We start from the raw sequence: 16,748 nt of genomic DNA on the forward strand, positions 1-16,748 counted from the left end.
ATGAATCAGGAAGATCGCCTGTCCGAACCCGACCTGGCGCTGCTGCAACTGGGTCGCCGCCTGCACGCCGACGGCTACCGTTTCATCACCCCGACACCGTTGACCCATGAACGGGTCAATCAGCGGCCCGGCAACGAGCGCTCGAAGACCCTGCGGGACGTTTTCGGCTGGTCGCGGCCGTTCGCGCCTGGGCTGATTTCCGCCGATGAGCAGCGTCAGTTGCAGGAGGCGCAGGTGCTGGAGGAACGTGACGGCCTGTTGTACAGCCGCGTGCGCTGGTCGAGCCTGGACGGCATGCTGTTCGCCCATTCGCAATTTCCCACCCAGGCCAATGACGCAGTATTTTTCGGCCCGGACAGCTATCGGTTCGCCCATCTGATCCATACCCACCTGCAACAGAACTTCACCGCGGTGCATCGGGCCGTGGACATCGGCTGCGGTGCCGGTGTTGGGGCCATGGTGATTGCCCGCGCCCGGCGCGAGGCCGAGGTTCTGGCCGTGGACATCAATCCCCTGGCCCTGCGCCTGTGCGCGGTCAACGCCGCGCTGGCCGAGGTCGCCAACGTCGAGGTCGCCCACAGTGATGTTCTCGGGGAAGTCGAGGGCAGCTTTGACCTGATCGTTGCCAACCCACCGTACATGGCCGACCCGGCCGAGCGTGCCTATCGCCATGGGGGTGGCGCGCTGGGCGCCGGCCTGTCGCTGCGTATCGTCGAGCAGGCGTTGCCCCGGCTTACGCCTGGTGGCTCGCTGGTGCTCTACACCGGCGTGGCGATGGTCGACGGTCGCGATCCGTTCCTGGAGTCGCTTGGCCCTTGGCGCGATTCGGCGCAGTACGCCTGGACTTACCGGGAACTGGACCCGGATGTCTTCGGCGAGGAATTGCTGACCCCGGGTTATCAGGACGTGGAACGGATCGCCGTGGTGGCGTTGGTTGTCACCCGCACGGGTGCGGGTATCGGAGGGAACATCGATGAACAGGCGTCTGAAGTTCGGCATTGAAGAGGAATATTTCGTCACCGACCTGCAAACCCGGCACATGCCCGACCAGCCGCCCGCGGCGGCGATTGCGGCATGCCGGGAGGAGCTGGGTGAGCATTTCGCCCACGAGATGTTCCTGAGCCAGGTGGAGATGGCTTCGCCCATCTTCGAGAACCTGGCGGAGGCCGCCGATTACCTGGCCCAGGTGCGTAGCGGCCTGACGCGGCGCCTGGCACCCCACGGCCTGGGATTGTTGAGCGCGGGCTCACATCCGATGACCACGGTCGGCTTGCAGCCCACCGACGAGCTGCATTTCCAGCAATTGTTCGACGACTACCAGCGAGTGGCGCGCCGCAGCGTGTTATCGGGCTTGCATGTACACGTGGAAGTACCGGGCGATCAGGACCGGGTCAAGGTCATGAACGAAGTGTTGCCGTGGCTGCCGATGTTGTTGGCGCTGAGTGCGTCTTCGCCGTTCTGGAACGGCGGCTACAGCGGCTTCAGCAGTTATCGCCAGGTGGCCTGCGATGAATGGCCGCGGATGGGCGTGCCGGAGTTCTTCGCCGACGAGGCCGCGTTCAACGGCTACGTCGACATGCTCACGCGCACCGGCTCCATTCGCCAGCCCAGCGATTGCTGGTGGGTGCTCAGGCCGTCGTCGCGTTACCCGACGCTGGAGCTGCGTATCTGCGATGCCTGCCCGCGGATCGACGACGTTCTGTGCCTGGTTTCGCTGTTTCGCCTGATGGTTGCCCATGCCTGCGCCCAGCCCAAGCCTGGGGCCAATTACAGCCTGATGTCGCAGTGGATCCTCAAGGAAAACCGCTACCGGGCCAAGCGCCACGGCATCCTGGCGGAGTTCATCATCGAGGGGCAGGAACAACCCATGCTCATTGGCGAATGGCTGAACCTGGCCGAGCAGACCTTCGCCGACACCGCCACAGCGCTGGGTGTACAGGACGTGTTCAAGCAGGCCCGCCGGATCGTCCAGGAGGGCACCAGTGCTGATCGCCAGGTCGTACTGTATGAACAAGGCTTGCTGCTGGGGGACTCCATCGAACAGGCCTTGAGTCGGGTCGTTGATCAGTTGCTGTCGGAAACCGCCGGGATGCCCGTGGCCGATCCGACCCTTGCGCAAGTTGCAGGTGGCCCATGACCAGCAAAACCCTTGAAGACTACAACCGCATGCGCGACTTCGCCGCCACCCCGGAACCGGCGGCGAAACGCTCGCGCAAAGCGGCGAAAACCGCCCATGCCTTGCAGTACTGCATCCAGAAGCACGATGCCACGCGGTTGCACTATGACTTTCGCCTGGAGCTGGACGGCGCGCTCAAGAGCTGGGCAGTGCCCAAGGGCCCGTCCCTGGATCCGAAGGTCAAGCGCCTGGCCGTGCATGTCGAAGACCATCCGCTCGATTACGCGACCTTCGAGGGCAGCATTCCCGAAGGGCATTACGGCGCCGGCGATGTCATTGTCTGGGACCGGGGCGTGTGGATTCCCCAGGGCGACGTACACGAAGCCTATGAGAAGGGCCGGCTCAAGTTCGAACTGCGCGGAGAGAAACTCGCCGGCGTGTGGAACCTGGTGCGCACCCATATGCCCGGTAAACAGGAGCAATGGTTCCTGATCAAGCACCAGGACGACGCGGCCCGTCCGGAAAGCGAGTATGACGTGGTCCAGGCCGAGCCGGACAGCGTGCTCAGCGACCGCACGATCGTGCCCAAGCGTCGAGGCAAGGCCGCTGCCGCCAAAGCGGTAAAACAACCGGAAAAAGCCGCGCCGCCGAAGTCGTCGAGAAAAACCGCGAAGACCACCCTCAGCGGCGCCGTTGCCGGCCCGATTCCCGAGACCCTCAAGCCGGAACTGGCAACGCTGGTGGACAGCGCGCCCGATGGCGACTGGCTCTACGAAATCAAGTTCGACGGCTACCGGGTCATGGCGCGTATCGACGACGGCGATGTGCGCTTGATCACCCGCAACGGCCATGACTGGACCCACAAACTGCCGAAACAGGCCGAGGCCCTGGCTGCGCTGGGGCTGGAATCGGCCTGGCTCGACGGCGAGATGGTCGTTGCCAACGAGCAAGGCGTACCGGATTTCCAGGCCCTGCAAAACGCCTTTGATGTCGGCAGCAGTGGCAAGATCGCCTATTACCTGTTCGATTTGCCCTACCTCAACGGCATGGATCTGCGCAAAGTGCCGGTGGAGGAGCGTCGGGCCGCGCTGGCAGCGGTGCTTGAAGCGAATGAAGATCCGTTGCTGCGTTTTTCCGACGCCTTCGAGGAAACCCCCGAAGCACTGCTCAACAGCGCTTGCCAGATGCGCATGGAAGGATTGATCGGCAAACGCCAGGGCAGCGCCTATGTGTCCCGGCGCAGCAGCGACTGGATCAAGCTCAAATGCAAGAATCGCCAGGAGTTTGTCGTGGTCGGCTTCAGCGAGCCCAAGGGCTCGCGCAGCGCGTTCGGTGCCTTGTTGCTGGGCCTGCATGACGTAGACAGCGGTGAGCTGCGGTATGCCGGCAAGGTCGGCACCGGTTTCAACGAGACGACGCTCAAAAGCATCTACCAGCAGCTGTTGCCCCTGGAAACGAAAAAAGCCGCCGTGGTCAACCCCCCCACTGGTTACGAGGCCAAGGGCGTGCACTGGCTCAAGCCGGAATTACTGGCCGAGGTGGCATTTGCTGAAATGACCAAGGAAGGTTCGGTACGCCACGCGGTGTTCCATGGCTTGCGCAACGACAAGCCGGCCAAGGCGATTACCCAGGAACTGCCGAAACCGATAGAGAAGCCCGCCAGGAAAAAAACCGCCGCCAAGGAGGAGCCGGCACCGGCCAAGCCCAAGACGAAAGCCAAGGCCAAGACCACCCAGGCACCGACTCTGGACGGCAAGGTGCGCATTACCCACCCGGACCGGATCATCGATGCCAGCAGTGGCACGACCAAGATGCAACTGGCCGAATACTACGCCAGCGTTGCCGAGTTCATCCTGCCGGAACTGGCCGACCGTCCGGTGGCGCTGGTGCGCGCGCCGGATGGCATCGCCGGCGAGCTGTTCTTCCAGAAGAACCCCGAGCGCCTGGCGATTCCCGGCATCACCAGCCTGGACAAGGACCTGACCGGGCAACCGGTGATGATCATCAACAACGCCGAAGCGCTCATCGGTGCGGTGCAGATGAGTACCGTGGAGCTGCACACCTGGAACGCCACTTCGGTAGACCTGGACAAGCCCGACCGTTTTGTCCTCGACCTTGACCCGGACCCGGCGCTGCCGTGGAAAAGCATGGTGGAAGCCACCCAACTGACCTTGTCGGTGCTGGATGAACTGGGCCTGAAGGCGTTTCTCAAGACCAGCGGCGGCAAGGGTATCCACGTGGTGGTGCCGCTGACCCGCAAGTTGGGCTGGGACGAGGTCAAGGGCTTCAGCCACGCCATTGTCAGCCACATGGCCAAGCTGTTGCCCGATCGCTTCTCGGCGGTATCGGGACCGAAAAACCGGGTGGGGCGGATTTTCATCGATTACCTGCGCAACGGCCTGGGCGCCACGACCATTTGTGCCTATGCCGCCCGCACCCGTGAAGGGCTGCCGGTGTCGGTGCCGATTTATCGCGAAGAAGTGGCCGAGCTCAAGGGCGCCAACCTGTGGAACGTGCACAACGTGCATGAGCGGCTGGCCGAGGTGGGGCATGCGCCTTGGGCGGACCTGAAGAAAACCCGCCAGGGCATCACGGCCGAGATGCGTCGGCGGATTGGGATGAAGACCACCGCCAAGTAGCTGAAGGCGGACTCATTATCTGGAGCTGGACTGCCTTCGTGGCGAGGGAGCTTGCTCCCGCTGGGCCGGGCTGGCGCTCCAGTGCGCAGCAGCCCTGAGCTTTTTGCGGTCGCTGCGCAACCGAGCGGGAGCAAGCTCCCTCGCCACAAAAGCAGTTGCCACTGGAGAGCGCCTCTAGCCACAAAAAGGCCATTTCCACTAGAGGCACCTCTGATACAAAAGGGATTATCCAGCTGGAAGGCCCAACCCTGGCCAGCCGCCTCTCTAATAAACCCGCGCCCGCCGCAATTGCTCGATCGCTTCGATCAACTCGTCATAGGACACCGGTTTGCCGATGTGCTGGTCAAAACCCGACTGCTGCGACTTGTGCATGTCGACAGACGCACCGTACCCGGTCAGGGCGATGGCCGGGATGTTTTTGATGTGGGGCAACTCGCGCAACGCCTGCATCAGTTCATGGCCATTCATCACCGGCATGCCCAGGTCCGAGATCACCACGTCGTAACGGGCGTCCCGGGCCGCTTCCAGCGCTTGCAACGGTTGATCGAACGCAACGACGTTGGCGTCCTCCATTTCCAGCAGCAGCTTGAGGGTATCGAGCACGTCGGGGGAATCGTCCACCAACAGCACCGTCAAGCCGCTCAGGCGTCCGGATTGCTCTTCGCAGGCTTGCGGCTTGGGCGCCAGTTCGGCGTTGCTCAAGGGCAGGCGAATGGTGAATGTGCAGCCTTTGCCCAGCCCTTCGGACTTGACCTCGACGCTGCCGCCGTGGGCTTCGGTCAACTGCCGTACTAGCGACAGGCCGATTCCCAGCCCTTCGCGCTGATGGGTCGCGTGCTGGGTCTCGGCCTGGCCGAACAAGTCGAACACTTCGCTCAAGTGTTCCGCGGCAATACCGACGCCTGAATCCTTGACGTCCAGGCGAACCATGCGCCCGTCCTGGCTGGCGATCAACTGCACGCGGCCGCCGTTCGGGGTGAATTTCAGCGCGTTGTTCACCAGGTTCCAGATGATCTGCTCCAGTCGGGTCGGATCGGCGTTGACAATCAGCTCGCTGCCGGGCCCTTCGGGCAGTTCCAAGGTGACCTTGTTGGGATGGTTGTCGTTGATCACCACGGTGTAGATGTCTTGCAGCACGCGACCCAGATCGACCGCCAGGCGCTTGAGCTTTAGCTTGCCGGTGCGTACCCGGGCTACGTCCAGCAGGTCGTCGATGATACGCGCCTGGCTGGTAACAGCGTCGCAGATGGTGTTGACCGCCCTGGCAGCCGCGGTGACGGTCTTGGTCACCGGCAGGCGGCGCAGCAACTCGGCATTGAGCTGGATCAGGTTCAACGGGTGCTTGAGCTCGTGGGACATGACCGCGAAGAACTCATCCTTCAAGTGGCTGTTGTTCTGGGTTTCCATGAGCCGTTGGGTCTGTTCTTCGTGCAGGCGCTTATGCCCGGTGAGATCACGGGCAATCTTCACGTAGCCCTGCAAGTAGTCGCCACTGAGCAGCGTGACCTCGCCGCTGCAGAAGAAGCGGCTGCCGTCCTTGCGTTGATGCCAGCGCTCGTCTTCGCAACGGCCTTTGGCACGAGCGGTGCTCAGTTCGGTTTCAGGAGCGCCGTAGCTACGGTCTTCCGGGGTAAAGAGGAAGTCGTAATAAGCGCCTTCGGCTTCGGCCTTGGTATGGCCGAAAATCAGCTGCGCGCCGGTGTTCCAACTGGTGATCACGCCATGTTCGTCGAGCAGGATGATCGCGTAGTCACGGGTGCTTTCGGCCACCAGGCGCATGCGCTCTTCGCCCAGGCGCAACTCTTCTTCAGCGGCACGGCGCTTGGTGATGTCGATAAAGGTCAACACTGTGCCGTCGATGTGGTCTTCGCTGGAGCGATAGGGCAGCAGGCGGGCGATGTACCAGCGGTCATCCTTGCTGCTGACTTCGCGCTCGATCATGTTCAGCGACTCGAACACCTGGGTGGCGTCCGCAGCCATCTCCACATAGTCCAGGCGGTGAGTGATGTCGAGCAGTGAACGGCCGGTGTCCACCGGGAGCATGCTGAAGATTTCCGTGGCCCGCGGGGTGAACCATTTGATGCGCATGCTGCGGTCGACGAATACCGTGGCGATGTCGGTGGAGGCGATCAGGTTGGTGAGGTAGTCGTTGATCTTGTCGGTTTCCTCGACCTTGGTCTTGAGCTCGTAGTTGACCGTCAGCAACTCTTCGTTGATCGATTGCAGCTCTTCCTTGCTGGTTTCCAGCTCCTCGGTGGCCGAGCGCAGTTCCTCGTTGATGGCCTGCATTTCTTCATTGGAGGCCTTGAGCTCCTCGCTGGAGACCTCGGCCTGCTCGATGGTGTCCTGCAGGTGCGACTTGGTCCGCTGCAGCTCCCGCTCCAGATTGGCCAGCACCTGGTTTTCGGTCTGGCTGGTGATGGCGGTAACCTGCTGGCTGGGGTCGACTTCCTCCTCCTCGAACACGACAAGGACAAACTCGCCATCGGATTCGTCGTCGCGATACGGCTGGACCAGCAGGTCCACCAGGAAGCGCTTGCCATCGCGCTCCATATTGACCTGGCGGGACTTGACCGGCTGGCCGTTCTGGTTCACCTGGAACAAGGCGGTGCGGATTTCCAGGCGCAGCTGCGGGTTGATCAGCGTCAGCAGGTTACGCGACATCTCGCCGCCAACGTGGCGCAGATAGCGGCCGGCGGTTTCGATCATGTGCAGGATGTCGCCATTGCTGTCGACAATTATGCTCGGTGGCGCGGCCCGTTCGATGGCACGCAAGTGGATATCGGCAAACGACACCTTGCGCGGCGCGATGATTTGCGGCGCGGCCAGGGACGAGGTGCTGCGCACGTAACCGCCACGGGGCATGGTCGGGGTTCGGCGGCTGGCGGCAGTGCCATATTTGGCGCGGAAGATCCGGTTGCGCTTGTCCACCGGGCTGAACAGCTCGCTGCAGGCATCGGCCGACTCCGACGAACCGAGGAACAGGTAGCCTCCCGGGCGCAGGGCAAAGTGGAACATCTGCAGGATTTCCCGCTGCACCTCGCGGTCGAGGTAGATCAGCAGGTTGCGGCAGACGATCAGGTCGATCTGCGAGAAGGGCGGGTCCGACAGCAGGCTGTGTTTGGCAAACAGCACGCGCTCGCGGATTTCCTTGCGCACACGGTACGTCGTGCTTTCCTTCAGGAAATATTGGCGCAGGCGAGTGGGCGGCACGTCGGTAATGATCGCTTCCGGGTAGGCGCCGCCGCGCCCCACGGTAATGGCGCGTTCGTCGATGTCGGTGGCGAATATCTGCAGCTTGGCGTTGCTCGAATCGTGCTGTAACTGATCGCTGAGCAACATGGCCAGGGTATAGGCCTCTTCGCCGGTGGAGCAGCCGGCCGACCAGACCCTGATTTCCTCAGGCGGCACGCTACCCGGCTCGACCGGCTTCAACAGGTTGGGCAGGACGTCGCGCTCCAGGGCTTCGAAGGCTTCGCGATCGCGGAAGAAATTGGTCACCCCGATCAGCAGGTCGCCCAGCAGCGCCTTGGTTTCTTCGGGGTGATTCTGCAGATACGCGTAGTAGGCGCCCAGATCTGGCTGGGCGGTGACCTGCATGCGCCGTTCGATACGCCGCAGCACGGTGGCCCGCTTGTAATGCTTGAAGTCATGCCCGGTGCCAGCGCGCAGCTGCACCAGGATGTCATGCAGCGATTGCTCGGCGGCGACTGCTTCGCGCTCGGAGGTTGGCGGTTGGGTCTTGATTTCCGGGTCGTTGGCCGTCGGCAGGCGAATATTCTGGGAATTGCGCCACAGCTCCAGGAGTTTTTGCGGCATTTCCACCACGGGAAGCACCAGGTCGACCATCTGGGTGTCGATGGCGGCCTGGGGCATGCCGTCGAATTCGGCGTCCTGGGGCGATTGGGCGATGGTCACGCCGCCCTGTTCCTTGATGCGCGACAGGCCCACGGCACCGTCGGAGCCGGTGCCCGACAGCACCAGGCAGAATGCCCGCTCCTTGTGTACGTCGGCCAGGTCACGGAAAAACAGGTCGATAGCCACATGCCCGCCGAGGCGGGGCTCGGCCGGCTTGACCTTCAGATATCCGTCGTTCATCGACAAATGATGGGCAGGGGAAATGACATAGACATGGTTTTTCTGGATAGCGACCGTCTCGCTCACCTGAAGCACCGGCATCTTGGTCGATTCCTGGATGATCCTGTCGGCAATGCTCTGATGGTCTGGAGCCAGGTGCAGGACGATCACGAAAGCCATGCCATTGTCCTTGGGCATGTGCTCGAAAAACTGTTTGATGGCCTGCAAGCCACCCGCGGAGGCGCCGATTCCTACTACCGGAAACTCGAGGCTGCTGGGGCTCAGCTCTCGTCGCTGTGGCACGTTGGGAGAGCGTTTGCTTGGTGAAGACATATGACATTGGCCTTAGGAAGGGCGGCGCAGCGGTCCAGCGCTGTCGCCTCGATATTCAGGGTGCAAAAACTCGCAGGATAGTCGGGTTAGGCGAAGATTGCGAAGTGGATGTTCGCCTGACCGCGGCTTCCGTCATTGTGCGCCTCGACGCGGGCTCAGCCCACTGGCACGCGAAGGTATTCCGGTTGCAGGTAGTTGAACCACAGCAGGATCATTTCCACCAGGATCGTGACTAGCACCAGTAAACCGACGCCCCAGACGCTCGCCGAATACAATAGCCCTTGTTCTTTCTTCAGGCCCATGAACTTCGGCAGACCGACGAACAGCAGGAATGTCGAGTAGACCGAGGCGAGCAACAGGACCACCACCGCCAGCCAGCGGCTGGGGTACAGCCCGAAGATGCCGGCCAGGAAGTACGGGGTTGCGGTGTAGGCGGCGAAACCGATGCACTGGTTGACCGTGGGCCGGGCCTCGAAGGTCCGCGACATCCAGCGGATGAACAGCCCCATCAGCGAGACGCCGATCACGATGGTCAGGTAGAGCAGGGCGCACAGTTGCAAGGCGCTGGCCTGACTCAACCTCACGGTCTCGTTTTCGGCCAGGCTCCAGCCGGTCCAGGTGGTGCCGACGAACAGGCACACCGCCGGAATCAGCGCGAGCAACAGCAGATGGGCCAGGTAATGGTGAGGGTGAGCCTGCTCCTGCTCGCGAATGTCCCCCCAAGCAAATTCCGGATGGGTGAACAGCTTGACGAAAAGCACAGACATGACGACCTCCTGATCAGGACAGCCTCTGCATGAGGCTCATACCGTTATGAGGTACAGGATCGGCCAGGGGTTTCATTTATTTGGCGTGTCCGGGCGACGGCGCGATAAAGGGAATGATTCGAAACCGTGGGGGTCAACCCATCAGCATCCATGAAGGACTGTATGCCATGACTGTTGCCCAATCCCTGGTTGATTATCTGCAAGAACATGAACTGCGCCTGACCACCGCCGAGTCCTGCACCGCCGGGCTGATTGTCACCCTGTTGGCGGAAGTGCCGGGCAGTGGCTCGCTGATCGAAAGCGGCTATGTGGTGTATTCCCCCGAAGCCAAGCAGCGCTTGCTCGGCGTCAAGCCGCGCACCATCGATACCTTCAATCTCACCAGCCGCGAAGTCGCCGAGGAAATGGCCCTGGGCGCGCTGCGCGACGCCGACGCCAACGTCGCGGTCGCTACCACCGGCCTGCTCGGGCCGGACGACAAGGACGGCATACCTGCTGGCACGGTCTGTTTTGCCTGGGCGTTCGAGGTAAACGGCCAGCGTGCGCTGTTCAGCCGCCAGGAGCGGTTCTTTGGCGACCGGCGCCAGGTGCAGTTGCTCTCCAGCGAGTACGCCTTGCGGCAATTGCCCGGCTATCACCAGCGTGCTTTGGCCGGTGAACTTCGATAGGAGCGGCCCCATGATCGATCAGCGTGAACAAGACGACCACCGCAGCCGCCAGTTCCCGGTGGAAGAGGACATGGCATTCCAGCACAAGGTCTGGCGCTTCGAGCGGGTCGGCTGGTACGTATTGGTGCTGTTGGTGATCCTGACCCTGCTCGGGCTGTTTTCCCGTGGTCCGCTGAGCAGCCGCGAAGCGCAAAGCGCGGACGGCAGCATTGGCGTCGAATACGAGATGTTCCATCGCAACGGCTCGGTCAATCCGCTGGTCGTCCGTCTGCAAGGCGCGTCCAACGCGGTGCTGGAGGTGGAGCTCGGCGGCGATTGGCTGGAGGGGTTCGATGTGCAGAGCGTGCAACCGCAGCCAGTGCGTTCGGCCGCCGCGGGGCAGGGTATGAAGGTCTGGGTCCAGGCCGACGGGCAGGGGCGGGCCAACCTGCACCTGTCACTGCTCGGTGAAGGCCTCGGTAACTATAAAAGCCGCATCGCAACGCCCAATGGCGCCGAGGTCAGGTTCAATCAATTCATCTTTCCATAGGTGACGTATGGATTCGGTATTGCGAGCCGCCGCTATGTACGCGGTATTGTTGGTGTTGTTCAAGATCGCCGGGCGACGTTCGCTGGCGGAGATCACCACCTTCGATTTCGTCCTGTTGATGATCATTGGCGAGGCTACCCAGCAGGCATTGTTGGGGGACGATTTCTCGATGACCAATTCGTTCATGGTCATCGTCACGCTGATTGCCATCGATGTCGGGTTTTCGCTGCTCAAGCTGCGCTCCGACTGGGTTTCGCGGCTGATCGATGGTGGTCCGACCATCATCGTCGAGGATGGGCGTATCTTGCAGGGACGCATGCGTCACGCTCGGCTGATAGAGGCAGACATCATGGAAGCGGCGCGCTCGAGCCAGGGCATCGAGACCCTGGATCGCATCAAGTTCGCGATCATCGAACGCAACGGGAAGATTTCGGTGATTGCCAAGGAGTGATCCTTGGTAGTGGCGGGGCTTTTGTGGCGAGGGAGCTTGCTCCCGCTGGGCTGCGAAGCGGCCCTGAAATCTTGCGGTCGCTACGCAACCGAGCGGGAGCAAGCTCCCTCGCCACAGAGTCAAAAGCCCGGAGCCCGGAGCCCGGAGCCCAGGGACCACAGGTCCGCGGGATTGCGACGAGCTTTAAAGGATCGGCTTGCCCCCGGTCACCGCATACCGCGAGCCGGAAATGTAGCTGGACTCATCCGAGGCCAGCAGCACGAAGATCGGCGCCACTTCCACGGGCTGGCCGGGGCGCCCCAGTGGTGTCTGCGAACCGAAGTTCTGCACTTCTTCCTCGGGCATGGTGGCAACGATCAGCGGTGTCCAGATCGGCCCTGGCGCGACGCTGTTCACCCGGATGCCCTTGGGCCCGAGCATCTGCGCCAGGCCACCGGTGAAGTTGGCGATGGCGCCTTTGGTCGTGGCATAGGCCAGCAACGTCGGCTTGGGCATGTCCGAGTTGACCGAGGTGGTGTTGATGATCGATCCCCCGGCCTGCATGTGCGGCACCGCGGCCTGGCAGATCCTGAACATTGCGGTGATGTTGATATCGAACGTGCGCACCCATTCTTCGTCCGGAATTTCTTCCAGGGTTTCATGAGTCATCTGGAACGCGGCGTTGTTGACGAGGACGTCGATGCGGCCGAAGCGCGCCACGGTTTCATCGACGACCTTGCGGCATTGGGCCTTGTCCGCCAGGTCGCCGGGCAGCAACAGGCATTGCCGGCCGGCCTGTTCGACCCAGCGAGCGGTCTCCTTGGCATCCTCGTGCTCGTTCAGGTAGGAAATGGCCACGTCAGCGCCTTCGCGGGCGAAGGCGATGGCTACCGCTCGCCCGATGCCGCTGTCGGCGCCGGTGATCAGGGCAATCTTGTTCGCCAGGCGACCGGAACCCTTGTAGCTTTGTTCACCGCAGTCTGGATACGGGTCCATCTTCTGCTGGCTGCCGGGGACGGGCTGGCTTTGTTTGGGGAAGGGTGGGGTTGGGTAATCGGCCATTTTCATTCTCCATGGCAGGTGGTTGCGATGGAGGGTGGACTGTGGCGTTTCAGGCAGAGTTCGGTCGGACTTTCCCATCGGTCGATGAGCGAGCGTTTTGTCGACCGTGTTCATGTTCGGCTGAACGGGGACACGGTCATGCTCTCCAATGACAACAACGCTTCATAAGGAGAAGGGCATGTTCAGTCACATTCAGATTGGTGCGCGGGATCTACCGAAAATGGTCGCGTTCTACGATGCCGTCCTGGGGTGCCTGGGGTTGGTGCGCATGGACAGCGAAGACGACTCGGGCCCGCCCGGGGAAGGCTGGCATCAACCCGGCAGGCATTGGCCGCAGGTGTTCGTCCAGGTGCCGATCAATGGCCTGCCCGCAACCTGGGGCAATGGCATGCAAGTGAGCTTCGCCGCCGATTCGCCGCAGACCGTGCGCGCCGCCTGGGACATGGCCCTGGCGATGGGCGGTTTCGACGAAGGCGCGCCGGGGCCGAGGCCCCAGTATTCTAAGGATTACTTCGGGGCTTATTGCCGGGACCCGGAGGGCAACAAGTTGTGCTTTGTGCATACGCCGGATATGTATGATTGACCCGATCTTGAGGTGATCTGCTCCTGGGGTGATCCGCTCGTGAGGTCATCCGCTCTTGAGATGATCCGCTGTTGTGGCGAGGGAGCTTGCTCCCGCTGGGCTGCGTAGCAGCCCCAAAATCTTGCGGTCGCTACGCAACCGAGCGGGAGCAAGCTCCCTCGCCACAAGGGGACCTGGTCAGTTCCGGGCCTTCAGGCTCCGCTCCATCCGCGCAAGACCCTCCTCCAGCAGGGCCCTCGGGCAACCGAAGTTCAGCCTCACGAATTGCCCGGCATCATCGCCAAAATCCATCCCGGCGCTCAAGCCGACCTTGGCTTCCTTCAGGAAAAAGGCTTGCGGATCGTCCAGCCCCAGCCCGGAGCAATCCAGCCACGCCAGGTAGGTCCCCTGGGGCACGGTCATGGTCACGCCCGGCAAGCGGTTCTTCACCGCGTCGACCAGGTAATCCCGGTTGGCTTGCAGGTAGGCCTTCAATGCCTCAAGCCACGGACCCGCTTCGCTGTAGGCGGCACGAGTCGCCTCCAGGCCCAGGGCATTGACGCTGTCGACCATGCCCGCCCTGGCGCTGTTGACCCGCTCGCGCAGCCTGGCGTTCTGGATGATCGCAAAGGAGGTTTTCAGCCCCGCGATGTTGTAGGCCTTGCTGGCCGACATCAGCGTGATGGTGCGCTCGGCAATCTCCGCGCCGAGGCTGGCGGTGGGGATGTGCACGCGGCCATCGAAGCACAGTTCGGCATGGATCTCGTCGGAAATGATCCAGGCGTCCTGCTCGACACAAATGTCCGCCACCGCCTTGAGTTCGTCGCGCCCGAACACCTTGCCCAGCGGGTTGTGTGGATTGCTCAGCAGCAGCGCGCCGCCGCCCTGCAAGGCGTCGCGCAATGCGCCCAGGGGCGTGTGGAACTCTCCGTCGAGCGGGGTGAAGGGCAGCTCCACCTTGTTCAGGTTCCAATGGCCCGGCGCATGACGCAGCGGCGGGTAGTTGGGCACCTGCACCACAACGTTCTGCTGCGGCTCGACCAACGCATGCAAAGCCATGTTGAAACCTGGCTCGACCCCCGGCAGGAACAGGATCTGCTGGGGCTCGACGCGCCAGCCATACTTGCTCCAGAGATCGGCGACGATGGCGGCGCGCAGGCTGTCCTGGGCCACGCTGTAGCCCAGCATCGGATGCTCAAGGCGCTTGTGCAGCGCATCGATCACCATTGGCGGGGCGGCAAAATCCATGTCGGCCACCCACATCGGCAATACCTCGGCCGGGTAACGGCTCCATTTGGTGCTGCCGGTGCCTTGGCGTTCGAACACCTGGTCGAAATCGAAAGTCATGGTGGTTCCATCAGTCAGGGATACAGAATCGGGCCATCATAAAGCAAAGAGGCTGTACAAAAAGATTGGTAGCTAATTGCCATTAGTTTGCTGCAATGCGCTACAGTTTCGTCCCGAGACGTCGATACGCCGCCGACGGACGCCCCGTTCATGACAAGGACAGCCCGATGAAATCGCCCCTGCGCTTTAACGATCACTACCGCAAAGCCGATCGCATCATGCTCGGGCTGCTCTGGCTCACGCTCCTGTATTCGCTGGGCCTGGCATTTCTCCATTCGACCTTCACCCAGGCGCTGCTGATCGGCGCACCAACGTGCCTGCTGGCTACGCTGCTCTACCGGGGCATCGGCGGCACCCGTGCGATGCGCTGCATCATCGCCATGGCGCTGATGGTCATGGCCGCGCTGCACATCAACCAGACCCGAGGCGTGATCGAGTTCCACTTCGGCATCTTCGTGCTGCTGGCGGTGTTGACGTTCTATCGCGACTGGCTGCCGATCGTCGTGGCCGCCGGTACCATCGCCGTTCACCACGTCGGGTTTCATTGGCTCCAGCATCAGGGCTACCCGGTGTTCGTGATGGATGCCCACGGCGGGTGGACGATGATTTTTGTGCATGCCTTTTATGTTGTCGTCGAAAGCGTGATTCTGATCTACCTGGCGAACCAGAGCCTGGCCGATGCGACGGACAACCAGGACGTGCTCGACAAGGTGCTGGCCGCCGCCGCGCGGTTGAGTCGTGACGCCGACACACAACGCAGCCAGGGCGTGAAAGTCTCATCCGGCGAGCGTTTCGACCATTTCCTCCTGCAAGTGACCAACCTGGTGGACGGTGTGGTGCGCGACACCCGTGACCTGTCGGACCTCGGCCAGGACCTGTCCCAGGTCGGCCAGACCCTGGAAAACGGTGCCCGGCACCAGTTGGACGAAGTGGCGCAGATGAGCGGCGCGATCGGCCAGCTGATGCAGGCCATGGAGAGTATTACCGGCCACGTCGGCCAGACGCTGCAGCGCGCTGGGCAGGCCAACGAGCAAGTCAACCGGGGGCGCACCACGGTTGACCAGACCCGGGAAGAAATTCTCGAACTGGCGGGGCGGATCAACCTGACCAATGAAACCGTGCAACTGCTGGCCGAGCAGGCGCAGCAGATCGGCCAGGTGCTGGACGTGATCAACAGCATCGCCGAACAGACCAACCTGCTGGCCCTCAATGCGGCCATCGAGGCGGCCCGGGCCGGCGAGCAGGGGCGTGGGTTCGCCGTGGTGGCCGACGAGGTCCGGACGCTGTCCCAACGGACCTCGACTTCCACCACGGAAATCCAGCAGATCATCGCCAAGCTGCAACAGGGCAGCCGTCAGGCTGCGATCGCCATGCAAGACAGCCGTGAAGGGGTCGAGCGTTGCGTGTCCGCCAGCCAGCAGGCCTCGCAACTGTTGCATGCTGTCGTCGAAGACATCGCGGTGATCAACCATTTCAACGACCTGATCGCCAGCACGACCCAGCAACAGTCCGCGGCGTCGATGGGTATCAATGAGCGCTTGCAAACGGTACAGGCCGTGGCCGAGCGCAACGCCGACAACATCGGTGTGCTGACCCGCAGCAGCCAATGCCTGCCGCCTTTGGCGGAGCGGCTGGCGGCGCTGGGGCAGGCGTTTCATGGGACCGACCGGCAGCTTCAGCGAAAATAGCCTCGATACAAATGTATCGCTGTGTATCCAGCCCCGCTGTCGATACGAACTGATTCCTTCAAGCCCGTTGCTGACACACCCGGGATACCTCGCCGGCGTCTAATGAGCCCATCGAGACAGCACATGCCGTCTCAGGACCTCACTCAAACGCCGGAGACATCACCATGAACCTGAAGAACCTCAGCCTCGCTTCACTGTTTGCCGTCCTCAGCCTCGGCGCCCTGACCGCCAACGCCCAGGACAGCGTCAAGCCACACACCTACATGTACGGCGATCACCTGGACATCGCCAAGGTGCTGTCGGTCAAGCAAGGGGCGGGCTCGGGCTGCGGCGTCGTTGAATCGCGCATGACCTATCTGGACTCCACCGGGACGATCCGGGCGCTGGACTACAGCGCTCTGGCCCAGGGGTGCGACCAGGATAATTGATCGCCGATCACCGCTAACTGTGGCGAGGGAGCTTGCTCCCGCTCGGTTGCGCAGCGACCGCAAAACTTGGGGCCGCTACGCAGCCCAGCGGGAGCAAGCTCC

Annotated in this window: 13 protein-coding genes; 9 read left to right on the forward strand and 4 right to left on the reverse strand. The window is 62.4% G+C overall.

Features of this window, described 5'->3' with window-relative positions; all coding sequences use genetic code 11:
- From J3P97_RS12780 to ligD, 3 genes are read left to right on the forward strand one after another with little or no spacing between them, the layout of a single operon-like run.
- On the forward strand, nt 1-1,002 hold the full coding sequence (locus tag J3P97_RS12780) for a methyltransferase (protein ID WP_434674360.1): 1,002 nt from the start codon (nt 1-3) through the stop codon (nt 1,000-1,002).
- Nucleotides 974-2,137, forward strand: a complete 1,164-nt coding sequence (locus tag J3P97_RS12785) for a carboxylate-amine ligase (protein ID WP_434674361.1) — start codon at nt 974-976, stop codon at nt 2,135-2,137. The genes J3P97_RS12780 and J3P97_RS12785 overlap by 29 nt, the downstream gene beginning before the upstream one ends.
- Nucleotides 2,134-4,755, forward strand: a complete 2,622-nt coding sequence (ligD, locus tag J3P97_RS12790) for a DNA ligase D (protein WP_434674362.1) — start codon at nt 2,134-2,136, stop codon at nt 4,753-4,755. Before J3P97_RS12785 ends, ligD begins: the two co-directional genes overlap by 4 nt.
- Before the next feature lie 264 nt (nt 4,756-5,019).
- On the opposite strand, the gene J3P97_RS12795 is transcribed toward ligD, so the two are convergent.
- The gene (locus tag J3P97_RS12795; protein WP_434674363.1) at nt 5,020-9,165 is read right to left on the reverse strand and encodes a CheR family methyltransferase; all 4,146 of its coding nucleotides are present in this window, start codon (nt 9,163-9,165) and stop codon (nt 5,020-5,022) included.
- Between the two features lie 155 nt (nt 9,166-9,320).
- Complete coding sequence (locus J3P97_RS12800; RefSeq protein WP_434674364.1) at nt 9,321-9,932, reverse strand: Yip1 family protein; 612 nt, start codon at nt 9,930-9,932, stop codon at nt 9,321-9,323.
- A gap of 167 nt (nt 9,933-10,099) precedes the next feature.
- On the opposite strand from J3P97_RS12800, the gene J3P97_RS12805 reads away from it, so the two are divergent.
- The 3 genes from J3P97_RS12805 to J3P97_RS12815 are packed head-to-tail and all read left to right on the forward strand — an operon-like array spanning nt 10,100 to nt 11,580.
- Nucleotides 10,100-10,600, forward strand: coding sequence for a CinA family protein (locus J3P97_RS12805; protein WP_434674365.1), 501 nt, complete (start codon nt 10,100-10,102; stop codon nt 10,598-10,600).
- Nucleotides 10,601-10,610: 10 nt separating this feature from the next.
- On the forward strand, nt 10,611-11,129 hold the full coding sequence (locus J3P97_RS12810; RefSeq protein WP_434568529.1) for a hypothetical protein: 519 nt from the start codon (nt 10,611-10,613) through the stop codon (nt 11,127-11,129).
- A 7-nt stretch (nt 11,130-11,136) separates the two neighbouring features.
- On the forward strand, nt 11,137-11,580 hold the full coding sequence (locus J3P97_RS12815; RefSeq protein ID WP_434674366.1) for a DUF421 domain-containing protein: 444 nt from the start codon (nt 11,137-11,139) through the stop codon (nt 11,578-11,580).
- Nucleotides 11,581-11,763: 183 nt separating this feature from the next.
- On the opposite strand, the gene J3P97_RS12820 is transcribed toward J3P97_RS12815, so the two are convergent.
- The gene (locus J3P97_RS12820; protein WP_434604902.1) at nt 11,764-12,621 is read right to left on the reverse strand and encodes an SDR family oxidoreductase; all 858 of its coding nucleotides are present in this window, start codon (nt 12,619-12,621) and stop codon (nt 11,764-11,766) included.
- 178 nt (nt 12,622-12,799) lie between these two features.
- Between J3P97_RS12820 and J3P97_RS12825 the strand changes: the two genes are divergently transcribed.
- The gene (locus tag J3P97_RS12825; RefSeq protein WP_434568526.1) at nt 12,800-13,204 is read left to right on the forward strand and encodes a VOC family protein; all 405 of its coding nucleotides are present in this window, start codon (nt 12,800-12,802) and stop codon (nt 13,202-13,204) included.
- A gap of 177 nt (nt 13,205-13,381) precedes the next feature.
- Here J3P97_RS12825 and J3P97_RS12830 read toward each other — a convergent pair whose 3' ends face one another.
- Complete coding sequence (locus tag J3P97_RS12830) at nt 13,382-14,530, reverse strand: MalY/PatB family protein (protein ID WP_434674367.1); 1,149 nt, start codon at nt 14,528-14,530, stop codon at nt 13,382-13,384.
- 971 nt (nt 14,531-15,501) lie between these two features.
- Between J3P97_RS12830 and J3P97_RS12835 the strand changes: the two genes are divergently transcribed.
- Nucleotides 15,502-16,218, forward strand: a complete 717-nt coding sequence (locus J3P97_RS12835; RefSeq protein WP_434674550.1) for a methyl-accepting chemotaxis protein — start codon at nt 15,502-15,504, stop codon at nt 16,216-16,218.
- Between the two features lie 164 nt (nt 16,219-16,382).
- Complete coding sequence (locus J3P97_RS12840; protein ID WP_305494713.1) at nt 16,383-16,646, forward strand: DUF2790 domain-containing protein; 264 nt, start codon at nt 16,383-16,385, stop codon at nt 16,644-16,646.
- Nucleotides 16,647-16,748 lie beyond the last annotated feature (102 nt).

Origin of the sequence: Pseudomonas sp. R1-15 (genome assembly GCF_051132085.1) — a bacterium.
GTDB lineage: Bacteria > Pseudomonadota > Gammaproteobacteria > Pseudomonadales > Pseudomonadaceae > Aquipseudomonas.

Coding starts and splice junctions, on each gene's coding strand:
- J3P97_RS12780 (WP_434674360.1), top strand. CDS start 1: ATGAATCAGGAAGATCGCCTGTCCGAACCCGACCTGGCGCTGCTGCAA.
- J3P97_RS12785 (WP_434674361.1), top strand. CDS start 974: ATGAACAGGCGTCTGAAGTTCGGCATTGAAGAGGAATATTTCGTCACC.
- ligD (WP_434674362.1), top strand. CDS start 2,134: ATGACCAGCAAAACCCTTGAAGACTACAACCGCATGCGCGACTTCGCC.
- J3P97_RS12795 (WP_434674363.1), bottom strand. CDS start 9,165: ATGTCTTCACCAAGCAAACGCTCTCCCAACGTGCCACAGCGACGAGAG.
- J3P97_RS12800 (WP_434674364.1), bottom strand. CDS start 9,932: ATGTCTGTGCTTTTCGTCAAGCTGTTCACCCATCCGGAATTTGCTTGG.
- J3P97_RS12805 (WP_434674365.1), top strand. CDS start 10,100: ATGACTGTTGCCCAATCCCTGGTTGATTATCTGCAAGAACATGAACTG.
- J3P97_RS12810 (WP_434568529.1), top strand. CDS start 10,611: ATGATCGATCAGCGTGAACAAGACGACCACCGCAGCCGCCAGTTCCCG.
- J3P97_RS12815 (WP_434674366.1), top strand. CDS start 11,137: ATGGATTCGGTATTGCGAGCCGCCGCTATGTACGCGGTATTGTTGGTG.
- J3P97_RS12820 (WP_434604902.1), bottom strand. CDS start 12,621: ATGGCCGATTACCCAACCCCACCCTTCCCCAAACAAAGCCAGCCCGTC.
- J3P97_RS12825 (WP_434568526.1), top strand. CDS start 12,800: ATGTTCAGTCACATTCAGATTGGTGCGCGGGATCTACCGAAAATGGTC.
- J3P97_RS12830 (WP_434674367.1), bottom strand. CDS start 14,530: ATGACTTTCGATTTCGACCAGGTGTTCGAACGCCAAGGCACCGGCAGC.
- J3P97_RS12835 (WP_434674550.1), top strand. CDS start 15,502: ATGGAGAGTATTACCGGCCACGTCGGCCAGACGCTGCAGCGCGCTGGG.
- J3P97_RS12840 (WP_305494713.1), top strand. CDS start 16,383: ATGAACCTGAAGAACCTCAGCCTCGCTTCACTGTTTGCCGTCCTCAGC.